The 12,519-nt window shown below is 57.7% G+C and carries 10 protein-coding genes; 6 read left to right on the top strand and 4 right to left on the bottom strand.

The genetic code is table 11. The features are described 5' to 3' along the window. Positions 1-6 precede the first annotated feature (6 nt). The 4 genes from ACH518_RS13080 to ppc are packed head-to-tail and all read right to left on the bottom strand — an operon-like array spanning position 7 to position 7,257. Positions 7-1,419: a TolC family protein gene (locus ACH518_RS13080; RefSeq protein ID WP_278212188.1), complete on the bottom strand. Its 1,413-nt coding sequence runs from the start codon at positions 1,417-1,419 to the stop codon at positions 7-9. Beyond that, positions 1,416-2,771, bottom strand: a complete 1,356-nt coding sequence (locus ACH518_RS13085; protein ID WP_140913782.1) for an HlyD family secretion protein — start codon at positions 2,769-2,771, stop codon at positions 1,416-1,418. Before ACH518_RS13085 ends, ACH518_RS13080 begins: the two co-directional genes overlap by 4 nt. 1 nt (position 2,772) lies before the next feature. Continuing rightward, on the bottom strand, positions 2,773-4,431 hold the full coding sequence (locus ACH518_RS13090) for an ATP-binding cassette domain-containing protein (RefSeq protein WP_445370401.1): 1,659 nt from the start codon (positions 4,429-4,431) through the stop codon (positions 2,773-2,775). A 27-nt stretch (positions 4,432-4,458) separates the two neighbouring features. Then, positions 4,459-7,257, bottom strand: coding sequence for a phosphoenolpyruvate carboxylase (gene ppc, locus ACH518_RS13095; protein ID WP_445370402.1), 2,799 nt, complete (start codon positions 7,255-7,257; stop codon positions 4,459-4,461). Between the two features lie 109 nt (positions 7,258-7,366). Here ppc and ACH518_RS13100 point away from each other — a divergent pair, with 109 nt between their 5' ends. From ACH518_RS13100 to lysS, 6 genes are all read left to right on the top strand, one after another. Continuing rightward, positions 7,367-8,314 carry a LysR family transcriptional regulator gene (locus ACH518_RS13100; RefSeq protein WP_445370403.1) on the top strand — a complete coding sequence of 316 codons (948 nt, stop codon included), beginning with the start codon at positions 7,367-7,369 and terminating at the stop codon, positions 8,312-8,314. Positions 8,315-8,408: 94 nt separating this feature from the next. After that, entirely contained in the window at positions 8,409-9,197 is a 789-nt protein-coding gene (lgt, locus tag ACH518_RS13105) for a prolipoprotein diacylglyceryl transferase (RefSeq protein ID WP_445370404.1), read from the top strand. Positions 9,198-9,266: 69 nt separating this feature from the next. After that, the gene (prfB, locus tag ACH518_RS13110; protein ID WP_256609260.1) at positions 9,267-10,364 is read left to right on the top strand and encodes a peptide chain release factor 2; all 1,098 of its coding nucleotides are present in this window, start codon (positions 9,267-9,269) and stop codon (positions 10,362-10,364) included. 29 nt (positions 10,365-10,393) lie between these two features. Further along, on the top strand, positions 10,394-10,624 hold the full coding sequence (locus ACH518_RS13115; protein WP_278212183.1) for a DUF433 domain-containing protein: 231 nt from the start codon (positions 10,394-10,396) through the stop codon (positions 10,622-10,624). Beyond that, complete coding sequence (locus tag ACH518_RS13120) at positions 10,621-10,989, top strand: DUF5615 family PIN-like protein (RefSeq protein ID WP_445370405.1); 369 nt, start codon at positions 10,621-10,623, stop codon at positions 10,987-10,989. Before ACH518_RS13115 ends, ACH518_RS13120 begins: the two co-directional genes overlap by 4 nt. 33 nt (positions 10,990-11,022) lie before the next feature. Then, the gene (gene lysS / locus ACH518_RS13125) at positions 11,023-12,519 is read left to right on the top strand and encodes a lysine--tRNA ligase (protein WP_445370406.1); all 1,497 of its coding nucleotides are present in this window, start codon (positions 11,023-11,025) and stop codon (positions 12,517-12,519) included.

Consider the following 12,519-nt stretch of genomic DNA (forward strand, 5'->3'; position numbering starts at 1 on the left):
ATCACCTCATTGTGCGTAATCCAAAGGTGCGGCGACCGCGGCCTGAAAGTCGGCATGGGCCTTGAACAGGCTGGCTGCCGCATCGGCGGCTTGCAGCGTCGCGTCGCCACTGGCTATTTCACGTAGATTGACAAATAACAAAGTCGTTTCACCCCATTCGAAGCGAGTGCGTTCCCCTTCCTCCAACTGACGGGCCGCTTGCCGCTGCTGTTCGCTCAGCGTTAGCCGTTGGCGGGCGGCGTTCAAGGCTGACAGCACATCCTTCACTTCAGCATTGATCCTGTCCTCGGTGCCGGTACGCTCCCAGCGCAGACGCTTTAAATTCGCCGCTGCCGTTTGCGCCCGACCGCCGGCGACGCGTTGTTGTAGCGGTATATCGACATTCAAACCCAGATAGAGTTCGTCGCGGTTCAATTTTTCTTTGGCGTAACCGATATCGCTGGCGCCCATCACCGAGAAATCCACGGCCGGATTGCGCTGGTTGTTTTGCAAAGCCAGTTCGGTCTCGGTCTGCTGACTCTGCAATTCCAAACGTTTCAATTCCGGCCGTTGGCTGCGGGCCAAATGAGCGGCGTTTTCGAAATCCGCTTCAATTTTCGGCTCGCGTTCCGGAAAGCCGCTCGGCAACAACTCGTCGGTGGGCAATTGCGGTTGGCCGTCGGCGTCGCGCCAATACAAAGACAATTGAATCGCGCTTTGCTCCAGCATACGTTTGGCGGCAACCAGTCGCTCGCGGCGCTCGATGATGGCCCGCTGGTTGTCCAGCGCTTCGAAATCCGGAATATCGCCGGCGGCGACTCGCTGCAGAATGCCGTCGTTACGCTGTTCGGCAATTTGCAGCAGTTGCGCCGCGGTGCGGGCGCGCAGACCGGCCAAGACCCAGTCCCAATAGCGGTGGCTGGCCTGGCGGCGCACTTCCAATAAGACTTGATCGAACTCGTGGTTGGCGATCAATTTGCCGAGTTCGGCCTGTTGGAGGCTGGCGCGGCGGCGGTCGATCTCGCGGTTACGCCACAACGGGATGTTGACGCCGATTCGCGCCTCACCGTCGTCGGCGGTCTGGCTTTTGCCTTCGTAGACCGGATATTGGCCGGTGCCGCGCCGCCAGCCGCCGAAAAAAGTCGCGCCCCAAAGGGTCGTCGGTTGTTCGATCACCACATCGTAATTGCGACTCTCGTACATGCCGGCCACCGACCAGCGGTTTTGCGATTTCAATAAGGTATCGAAGCCGCCTTCTGCGGTTTGCAGCTCGCCGTCGGCGACTTGCTTACGCTGCTCCGCCGCCAGTAAGCCCGGAAACGCCCGCAAAGCCGCGTCCAACACTTCCGCCAAAGCCAGCGGCCGGGGTGCGGGCGCTGGCTCCGCCGAGGCCAGCAGCGGCAACCAGACTAAGATCAGAATCGCTGCTCTGGTTTTCATTCTTTTTTCTCGCCACTATCGGCTTTCTTGTCATCGCCTTTACCGGCGTCCTTGACTTCGGGCTCCGGCAATACCAGCGGCGGGAAGCCGTTGAAGATCCGCCACAATTCGTAGCCCAGCGTGACTTGGCCGAGCAACACCCAACCGTTAACCCTTACGCCTTGGCGGAGAAAGCGCACTTCCGGCCAAGGAATGTCGTCCGGATCCGGTTGCACCAGGATCCGAAAATGCCCCTTGCCGTCGTCGGTGGCGTCGATCAGCACTACCTGGCCGCCAAACGAACCGATCGAAAATTCGGGCCAGCCGCCGAACTGGATGGCGGGATAACCTTCGAATTGCAGCCGTACCTTGCTGCCGGAGACGATCAGTGGCAGGTCGTTGCCGTCGACCCACAATTCCACCGCGCGCTGGTCGGTGTCCGGCACCAGGATCGCCAGCGGCTGGCCGGCCTTGACCATTTCCGCATTCGGGTTGGCCAGCAAGCGCAATACCGTACCGTCGCGCGGTGCGGTGATGGTTTGGGTTTGCTGCCGGGCCAGACGGGTTTCCACTTTCAGCAAGTCGGCGCGCAAATAATTCTGGTCTTCGATAGCCTTATTCAGCTCGGCGCGGGCTTTTTCGACGCTGGCCGTGGTGTCGGCGGTCAATTTGCGCAGATCGGCGCCCACCGCGTCGACTTCGCTCTTGGATGCCGCCAGTGCCGCGTGGGCGCGGTCGAGATCGGCGCTACGTTGTGCCATTTCCAGTTGCGCCAGCTCCAGTGTCCGCCGCGAGGCCAGACCTTTGTCTTGCAATGTCTGTTGGCGGGTCAAATTCAACGACGATGTCAAGCGGGCTGCACTGGCGGCTTCGGCGCCTTGCGCGGCTTGGCGTTGGCGTTGGCGAGCCATTTCCAGTCGCGATTCGGCTGCGGCCAGGGCTTGGGGTCGAGCCTGTTCGGCCATGCGCAATTGTTCCCGAAAGGTTTCCACCCGGTTGTCGATCGCGGTTTGCCGGCCGAGCAAGGCCTGGCGTTCGCTCTCCAGCCGTTGCAGCAACAGCGGGTCGTTGTCGCGTAACTCGGCTAGCACTTCGCCGGCCTTGACCCGGCTGCCTTCCTTAACCAGCCAGCGCGAGATACGGCCTTCCACCGGAGCGCCTACGGTTTGTTGGCGGTCGCCGGGAATATAGGCGACGACGCGGCCGATACCGCGTACGTTTTGCTGCCACGGCGTCAGTAGCAGCAGGATCAGCAGCACGAGCAGCAGCAACAACAAGGAACGGGCGATTTTGCCGGCGATCGGCGCGGTGATCGCGTCGCGCAAATCGCCCAATCCGGTGTTGGCTAGCCAGTCATCGGTGTTGCTGTGCATATCATTCTCCCTTGGTATCGTTTTCGACCAAACGGCCATCGGCCAGCATGACTTGGCGCCGAAAGTGCGCCAACACCAGCGGCTCGTGGCTGATGACCAGTAAAGTCCATGGCGCATTGGGCGCCGTTAATGCTTCGAGCAGAACCGGCAGATAACGAGTGTCGATGCGGTCCAGAGCCTTGTCGATCAACAACAAGTTAGGGTTGCCGGCGATGGCCCGTGCCAGGGTCAGTCGTAATGCTTGTTCGTCGTTCAGCGGGCCGCCTTGCGGACAAAGTTCGGTCTGCATGCCCTCGGGCAGCGCCGAAACCGTCTCCAGCAGGCCGACTTGTTCCAGGGCTTGGCGAAGCTTTACCAACGGTAAATCACGTCCCAGGCTCAGGTTCTCGGCAATTGTCGCTTCTACCAGCTCGGTATGGCGAACCAGAGAGACGTGGTCGCGTAATTGGCCCAGGTTCAAATCCCGTAAGTCATGGCCGTTCAACAAAATCTGGCCGGCGCTCGGAGTGCGCAGGCCGCAGATGGTATCCAGCAAGCTACCGCGTTCGGCGCCGGTGCTTATCGCCAGTTTGTCGCCGGCAGCTAAAAGCAAATCCAGACCGTTGGCGCCGTCGCAGTAAGGGCTGTCCGGCAAACAGAGTTGGCGGATTTCCAGTCGGTAGGCAGACTCGGTAATTTCCGGTTGTCCGTCTTGCGCCGTTTCTTGTGGTAGATCCAGCAAATAGCCGATCTTGTCGACGCTGGCGACCAGTTCATAGAAGTTATCCAGGTTTTTGCCGAGTCGGGTCAGGCCGTAGACCATGGCGTTGACCACCAACTCGGCGGCAATCAACTGGCCCAGGCTGAGCTGGCGTTCGATCACCATCCAGCCGCCCATGCCCAATAAGGCGGTGTTGGCCAGGGTATGCAACACCAGAGCGCCTATGTTCTGCCTGGACAGAATTCGGAAGTGAGCAACGCAGGCTTCGAGGTAGTGGTGGGCGAACTTTTCGGTTTGCTGGTCGACGAACTCGGCGCCAGCCCGGCTTTTGCCGAGCAAGGGATTGGCGGCGATATTTTCCAGCCAGGCGGCGGCCGCGTATTTGGCTTTGGATTGTTCGATCGCGGTCGGAATCCCGCGTTTGCCCATCACGAACAGAATCAAGTACAGGGCTGCGACCAGGAATAAATCGAAGGCCAGCAGCAAAGGGTGGTAAAACGCCAGCAATATCATGCCGATCAGCGTTTGCAGCAGATAACCTAGGGTTTCCAGCAGCAAGGATGCGGCGGTCTTTTGCAGCGAGACCACGTCGAAGAAGCGATTGGCCAGCTCCGGCAAGTACTGGTGGTCGCGCACCGACATCACAGCGTTGCGTAAGCGTTGGGCCGATGTACCGAATAAGCGTACGAACAGCCGCCGCTGTAGCATCTCCACGACGTAAAACTGTAGCGCCACCAGAGTATTGCTGAATGACAGCAATACCAGCAGGATTAGCGTCAATACCACCAGGGGTTGCAACAGCGCGCCGAAGGCGATGGTGTTTACCAGTGCCTGTACCGCGATCGGCGTGGCCAGCGACATCAAACCGATACCGACGCCGTAGGCCAGCAACGAGCCAATGTCCTCGCGTTCGGCCAGCATGAGCTGTTTCAGGCGGTGTAGCGGATTTGATGTAGCCATAGTGTTCTCCGTAACGGACTAGCAAGATTAGCCGGTATTGCGCATACCGGCCGCGATAGCGTTGATGGTACGTAGCAATGGCTTCATCGCGGCTATTTCTTCGCCATTGTCTTCCGTTTGTCTGACCGCCTTGAGCAGATCGGCCTGCAAAAAGTTCAAGGGACCCAGATAATCGTTGCGCCGATGTAAAGAAGCAGCCAGCTCCGGATTATCGGCCAGCAGTTTGTCGCTTTCGGCAATTTCCAGAATCCAGTCCACGCAACGGCGGTGCTCGGCGGCGATCAAGCCATGGATACGCTTGCCGACTTCCGGATCGGCGCACAAGGCGGCGTACTCGCGGGCGATGTCCATATCCGATTTGCTTAATGCCATCTGCGCGTTGCTCAGCAGATTCCGGAAGAACGGCCAGGTGCAGTATAACTCGCTCAGGGTTTTCAGCCGCTCCGGTTTGCCGGCGCACCAGTTTTCCAGGCTGGAGCCGATACCGTACCAGGCCGGGAAGGTCTGCCGGGATTGGGCCCAGGCGAAGACCCAGGCGATGGCCCGCACCGATTTTTTCGAGCGATCCTGCTTTTTACGGTGCGACGGCCGCGAGCCGATGTTGAGTTGGCCGATTTCGGTGACCGGCGTGGTTTCGTAAAAATAGTCCAGGAAACCGGGCGTATGTTCGGTCAATTGCCGATAGCCGCGCTCGCCCAGGGCCGCTAATTCGCTCATGATCGCCAGCGATTCGGCCCGGTCCGGGGCGACCGGCTGCACCAGGCTGACACTGGCTTTCATCAACCCGGTGATGCCCATGGTTAATTCGTAGACCGCGGTTTCCATATTGTTGTAGCGGTAGAATAACACCTCGCCTTGCTCGGTGAATTTAATCTGGCCGCGCACGGTAGCCGGCGGTTGCGCCAGAATCGCCTGGTGGGTGGGGCCGCCGCCGCGGCCGACGGTGCCGCCGCGGCCGTGGAATAAACGACAGGGGATGCCTTCGCTGTCGCTGATTTCCATGACCAGTTGCTGAGCCCGGTACAGGCCCCAGGCCGAGGCTAGAATGCCGCCGTCCTTGCAGGAATCGGAATAGCCCAACATCACTTCCTGACGCTGGCCGTAAGCCTGTTGCAACGCGCGGTAGACCGGCTGCGCCAGCAAGGTGCGCAAAACTGTGTCGATATGGCTTAAATCTTCGATAGTCTCGAATAAGGGCGACACGCCGACATGGCAATACCAACGGCCGCCGATGCGGCCGGCCAGGCCGGTTTGTGCGGCTAACAGCAAGACCTCCATGATGTGGCTGGCCGAGTGGGTCATCGAAATCACGTAGCGGCTGAAACAGTCGGCGCCGATTTCCCGGCGCATGTCGGCCATGACTTGAAACACTTCCAGCGTTTCTCGCGTGGCGTCGCTCACCAGCTGATTGTCGTAGCTCAAGCTGCCGGGCGCGGCGATCGCTTCGCCCAACAATTGCAAGCGTTCCGATTCTTGCAGGCTGTGGTAGTCGATTTGCAACGCCAGGGTAAATATTTCCGCCACCGCATCACTATGCCGAGTCGATTCCTGGCGCACGTCAAGCTGCATCAGATGGAAACCGAAGGTCTCGACCAGCCGGATCAAGTCCAGCAGCTCCAGGTCGGCTACCGCTTGATCGCCGTGGCTGATCAATGACTCGCGGATCAGCCGCAAATCGGCTAAAAACTGCGGGGCGCCCGCGTAGGCGTGAATATCGCTGGCGCCCGACGTTTGCTCGATGCGCTGTTCGACCCGGTTCAATGCCGCTTCCAGCCGGTATTTCATTAAGCTTAATTTGTGCCGGTAGGGTTCTTGGCGGCAGCTGAGTTCCAATGGAATTGCAACGTCGCCCAGCAGCTCGCGTTCGTGTTGCAGGCTTTGCAAAAACGCTGCAGTGGGTTGGCATAAGCCGTACGAATAAGACAGTTGTTCGCGTAGCGCGGCGACGCGGGCGATGTAGGCTTGCAAGACGGTGCGGGTCTGCATCCGCAAAGCCAGCGCGGTGGTTTCCGGTTTGACGTTAGGGTTGCCGTCGCGGTCGCCGCCGATCCAGGAACCAAAGCTGAGGAAATTGGGGATTTTGACCGCGGCCGCGTCGGCGCCGTAGACGTCATGCAGGGCGCGCTGGAAATTGCGGTACACCCGGGCGGTGGCTTCGAACAACGACAGCGGAAAGTAATACAAGCCGGCGTCGATCTCGTCGACTACGCCCATGCCGCGGGCGCGTACCTCGTCGGTCTTCCACAGCAATTGGATCTGGCTGTGCAGTCGCTCCAGCACTTCGGCCCGGAAATAACCTTTCAACCGCGGGTCGTCGAGTTTCTCGTGGCTCAGAAAGATGTTGCGCAATGCGCCGCGTACCGCCCGCCGCTTGGCTTCGGTCGGATGCGCCGTCATTACCGGCATATAGCTCAAATTATCGAGTAAACATTGCAATTGGCCGACATCGACGCCGGCCTGACGCAAATTCAGTAAGGTATCGTGGAACGAGCCGGGCCAAAAGTGCTTGTCGTTTTCGGCCAGGCGCCGGCGCTGGTGCAAGTTGGCTGATTCCTCAGCGATGTTGAGCAGACTGAAGAACATGCTGAAGGCGCGGATCACTTCGGTTTGCGCCTCGGGCGGCAGTTTGTTCAGCGTGTCCGATAGCTGTCGGCGGCGGCTGGCGCTGTTGTCGCGCTGTAACGCAGCGAATTGGCGTTGCAGTTGCTCGACCATGCCGGAGATGTTGGGGCCGGCTTCGGTCTTAAGTACTTGCGCCAGAATTTGTTTCAGTAAGCGGAAGTTGCTGCGCAGGGCTTTGTCGTCGTATGTCTGGGCGGTGGTCATGGGTAGTCTCGCAAAAAAATTGTCTTGACCAAAAGATATGCCTTGTTAAAAAAATAGTAAAATCGGATAAATAAATTTATTTCATAGAAAATAACGATGTATTAAGGCCGTGGATCGAATCAATTACCAGCATCTTTACTATTTTTGGGTCGTTGCCAAACATGGCAGCATCAGTGCCGCCTGCGAGGTATTGCATTTGGCCCAGCCTACCATCAGCGGCCAATTGGCGATATTCGAGCAGGCAGTAGGCTGCCAATTGTTCGTCAAACAGGGGCGGAAATTGGTGTTGAGCGATACCGGGCGTGCGGTATTTCACTATGCGGAGGAGATATTCAGTCTGGGGCGCGAGTTGACGCACATGCTTAAAGGCGGCGGCGGCCGCGGCATGCGCCTGAATCTGGGTATCAGCGATGCATTGCCGAAATTGTTGTCTTACTGTTTGGTCGAGCCTTTGTTGCGGATGGCCGAGCCGGTTCAGATCCATTGTCTGGAGGACAAGACCGAGCGTCTGCTGGCTGAGCTGGCCCTGCACGGCGTGGATCTGGTGTTGTGCGACGTACCGGCCACGCCGGCCAGCGGTGCCCGAGTATTCAACCATTTTCTGGGCGAATCGCAGGTCGCGATTTTTGCCGCTCCGGCGCTGGCCGAACGTTACCGCCGCGACTTTCCGCGTTGTCTGAACGGCGCGCCGTTTCTGTTGCCGACGGCTAATACCGCATTGCGCCGCTCGTTGGACCAATGGTTCGATGTCAATCAAATCAGTCCGACGGTGCAGGTCGAGGTCGAAGACAGCGGCTTGTTGAAGACCTTCGGCGCCGGCGGCAGCGGCTTGTTTTTCTCGCCGCTGGCGGTGGCGGAGGCGATCGAGAACCAATACGGAGTGCGCACGTTGGGCATCGCCGACGGCGTGGTCGAGCGGTTTTATGCAGTGACCGCACAGCGGCGGCTGAAGCATCCGTTGGTGAATACGATTTTGGATCAGGCGCAAAAAGGCTTGTTCAGCTTGTTGTCCGATACTGCGCCCGTTTCGGACTCGGCCACTGTTAGCCGCGCTTAGGCGGCTTCGCTGAGGCTCGGTTCGGGGCGGCCGATTTGCCTCGGTTTTTGTAACCTAGTAACCTTTAACGATCTCAACCAAGCGCGTCACTGTCATGGAACACTTGATCTGGAATATCGATCCGATTCTGGTCGATTTCGGTTTTTTAAAAATTCGCTGGTATGGTTTGTTGTTTGCCTGCGGTTTCGTCGGCAGCTTTTTGACCATGCAATGGATTTACCAGCGCGAAGGCAAGAACGTCGAGGAACTGGATACCTTGCTCTGGTATATGGTGATCGCGACCATCCTCGGCGCCAGGCTTGGGCACACGCTGATTTACGATCCGGGTTATTACCTGTCGCACCCGCTGAAAATCCTGGCGGTATGGGAGGGCGGCTTGGCCAGCCACGGTGCCACCCTGGGCATCATTCTGGCGTTGTATCTATATCGGCGCAAATACGGCGATAGCTATTTCTGGTTGCTGGACCGGGTCAGCATTCCGACTGCATTGGCCGGCGCCTTGATCAGAATCGGCAATTTTTTCAATTCCGAAATTCTGGGTATCCCGACTGCGCAGCCGTGGGGTGTGGTGTTTTCTCGTGTCGACCACTTGCCGCGCCATCCGGTGCAGCTTTACGAAGCGTTTTGCTATCTGCTGGTTTATGTCGTTTCATTGCGAATTTATACCAAGTGCGGCGGCCAGCCCGGCTTCGTATTCGGCAGCTTTATTGCGATGCTGTTCAGCGTCCGTTTCGTACTGGAGTACTTTAAAACCGAGCAAGCCATGTACGACAACGGTATGGCGATCACCACCGGCCAGTTGTTGAGCGTGCCGTTTGTATTGGCCGGAATCGGTTGTATCGTCTGGTCGTTCCGCACGCGGGAATCCAAACCGGTCGGCTAATCGTTTATAATCACCGGTTTTTTATCTGCGCCGGGTTCTTTGCCCGGCGTTTTGTTTGAGCATAGGTTCATGCAAGAAATTAATCCGATTAAATACAAGATTGCCGATCTGCGCGAGCGTAGCGCCGGGTTGAAGAACTATCTCGATTTCGACAGCAAAAGCGAACGGTTGGTGGAAGTTTTGCGCGAACTGGAAGATCCGGCGATCTGGAACAAACCGGAACAGGCGCAGGCGATGGGTAAGGAACGGGCGATGCTGGAAGGTATCGTCAATACCATCAAGGATCTGGAGCAAGGCCTGAACGATGCCGAGGAATTGTTGGCAATGGCGGTCGAGGAAAACGACGCCGATACGGTCGATACCGTCGCCAGCGATCTGGAAGGCTACGAGAAACAGGTCGCCAATCTGGAATTCCAGCGCATGTTCAGTGGGGAAATGGACGCCAACAACGCGTTTCTGGATATCCAGGCCGGTTCCGGCGGCACCGAGGCGCAGGATTGGGCATCGATGATAGAGCGCATGTATTTGCGCTGGGGCGAGGCCAAGGGCTTCAAAACCGAGTTGATCGAAGAATCGCCGGGCGATGTGGCCGGCATCAAGAGTGCGACGATTAAATTCGAAGGTCCGTATGCCTTTGGTTGGCTGCGTACCGAAACCGGCGTGCACCGCTTGGTACGCAAATCGCCGTTCGATTCCGGCAACCGCCGCCATACTTCGTTCGCGTCGGTTTTCGTCTCGCCGGAAATCGACGATGATATCGAAATCGACATCAACCCGGCCGATTTGCGGATCGACGTGTATCGCGCCAGCGGCGCCGGCGGCCAGCACGTCAATAGAACCGAATCGGCGGTGCGGATTACCCACGCGCCCAGCGGCATCGTCACCCAATGCCAAAGCGACCGCTCGCAGCACAAGAACAAAGACACGGCGATGAAGCAGCTCAAGGCCAAGCTGTACGAGATGGAAATGCTGAAACGCAGCGAAGGCTTGCAGGCGATTGAAGACTCCAAATCCGACATCGGCTGGGGCAGCCAGATTCGCTCCTACGTGCTGGACCAATCGCGGATCAAGGACCTGCGCACCAACGTCGAAACCGGCAATACCCAGGCGGTATTGGACGGGGCGTTGGATCAGTTTATTGAGGCGAGCTTGAAGAGCGGGTTGTAAAACGAACCTTACCTGAACCGGAGGGAGTAATGAAAAATTTTCAACGGATTACTTTCGACCAGAATCTAATGGGTGGGAAACCTTGCATACGCAGCCTTAGGGTCACCGTTGGTACTGTGGTCGGTTTGGTTGCCAGCGGTTATTCGGTGCAGCAGATTCTCGATTTATACCCTTATTTGGAGGCTGACGATATCACCGAGGCGTTGCGCTTTGCGGCTTGGCGAGCCGAGGAAATCGAATTGCCTTTGCACGCGGCGTGAAACTATTGCTGGATATGAACTTGTCGCCGGCCTGGGTGCCGGTGTTGGTTGGCGCGGGGTTCGAGGCGGTGCATTGGTCAGAAATAGGCGCAGCAAATGCCGCTGATCACGTGTTGTTTGGATGGGCGCGTGAGAATGGCGCCGTGGTTTTTACCCATGATCTGGACTTCGGGACTTTGTTGGCGCTGACGGGGGCTGAATCGCCCAGTGTGTTTCAAATTCGCACTCAAAACATCGCACCGCAAGCGTTGGGGCCGCGGGCAATCGAGTTGTTGCGCCGTTTTCATACCGAACTCGAGAACGGCGCTCTGGTCGTTGCCGACGAGTTACGCGAACGGGTGCGCTTGCTGCCGCTGGACCCATAGTTAATTTTTATTTTTGCTTTAGTTTTTAAAAACATGTCAGAACTCGAACACGACGAACAGGAACAGATTAAACAACGCCGGGAAAAACTGAATGCCATCCGCGAGGAAGGCATTGCGTTTCCGACCGATTTTCGCCGCAACGTGGTGGCCGGAGAATTGCTGGCCGAATACGGCGAAAAATCCGAAGAGGAATTGTTGGCCGAGCCGATCAGGGTCAAGATTGCCGGACGGATGATGACGCGCCGCATCATGGGCAAGGCCAGTTTTTGCCATTTGCAGGACATGTCCGGCCAGATTCAGGTTTACGTCGCGCGCGATAACCTGCCGGAGGGCGTCTATAACGACCAGTTCAAGAAGTGGGACATCGGTGACATCCTCGGCGCCGAAGGTACCTTGTTCAAAACCAAGGTCGGCGAGCTCAGCGTCAAGGTCGACGACATTCGCCTGCTGACCAAAGCCTTGCGGCCCCTGCCGGAAAAATTCCACGGCATCGCCGATCAGGAGATCAAATACCGCCAGCGTTACCTGGACTTGATCATGAGCGACGAGGCGCGCAAGACTTTTGTCATGCGTTCGAAAATCGTCAATTACATTCGCGACTTTCTGGTGGCTCGCGACTTCTTGGAAGTGGAAACGCCGATGATGCAGGTCATTCCGGGCGGCGCCACCGCGCGGCCGTTCACGACCTTTCACAATGCGTTGGATATGGAGCTTTACCTGCGCATCGCGCCTGAATTGTATTTGAAACGCCTGGTAGTCGGCGGCTTCGAACGCGTGTTCGAAATCAACCGCAATTTCCGTAATGAGGGCCTGTCGACCCGGCATAATCCGGAATTCACGATGCTGGAGTTCTATCAGGCCTACGCCGAATACGGCGACTTGATGGACTTGACCGAAGCCATGCTGCGCGGTATCGCTGAAGATATCGTCGGTAACACTCAAATCGAGTACCAAGGTGAAACTTACGATTTTGGTAAGCCGTTTGCGCGGATGACCGTGCTGGAATCCATCCTGCATTTCAATCCCGATTTGACGCTGGCCGATTTGACCAGCCGCGAAGCGGCGGTCCAGGTTGCCGAAAATCTGAAAATACCGGTCAAAGACAGTTACGGCCTGGGCAAGGTGCAGATCGAGATTTTCGAGAAAACCGTCGAGCACCGTTTGATGAACCCGACCTTCATCACCGCCTATCCGGTGGAAGTGTCGCCGCTGGCGCGGCGCAACGACAATGATCCGCACGTCACCGACCGTTTCGAGTTCTTCGTCGGCGGCCGCGAGATTGCCAACGGCTTCACCGAGTTGAACGACGCCGAAGACCAGGCCGAGCGTTTCCGCAAGCAGGTCGAGGAAAAAGAGGCCGGCGATAACGAAGCCATGCATTACGACGCCGATTACATCACCGCGCTGGAACACGGCATGCCGCCGACGGCCGGCGAGGGCATCGGTATCGACCGGTTGGTAATGTTGTTCACCAACTCGCCGAGTATCCGCGACGTGTTGCTGTTCCCTCACATGCGGCCTAAACATTGA

The sequence above is a fragment of the Methylomonas sp. HW2-6 genome, assembly GCF_052474525.1.

Coding starts and splice junctions, on each gene's coding strand:
- ACH518_RS13115 (WP_278212183.1), top strand. CDS start 10,394: ATGAAAAATTTTCAACGGATTACTTTCGACCAGAATCTAATGGGTGGG.
- ACH518_RS13090 (WP_445370401.1), bottom strand. CDS start 4,431: ATGGCTACATCAAATCCGCTACACCGCCTGAAACAGCTCATGCTGGCC.
- ACH518_RS13080 (WP_278212188.1), bottom strand. CDS start 1,419: ATGAAAACCAGAGCAGCGATTCTGATCTTAGTCTGGTTGCCGCTGCTG.
- lysS (WP_445370406.1), top strand. CDS start 11,023: ATGTCAGAACTCGAACACGACGAACAGGAACAGATTAAACAACGCCGG.
- ppc (WP_445370402.1), bottom strand. CDS start 7,257: ATGACCACCGCCCAGACATACGACGACAAAGCCCTGCGCAGCAACTTC.
- prfB (WP_256609260.1), top strand. CDS start 9,267: ATGCAAGAAATTAATCCGATTAAATACAAGATTGCCGATCTGCGCGAG.
- lgt (WP_445370404.1), top strand. CDS start 8,409: ATGGAACACTTGATCTGGAATATCGATCCGATTCTGGTCGATTTCGGT.
- ACH518_RS13085 (WP_140913782.1), bottom strand. CDS start 2,771: ATGCACAGCAACACCGATGACTGGCTAGCCAACACCGGATTGGGCGAT.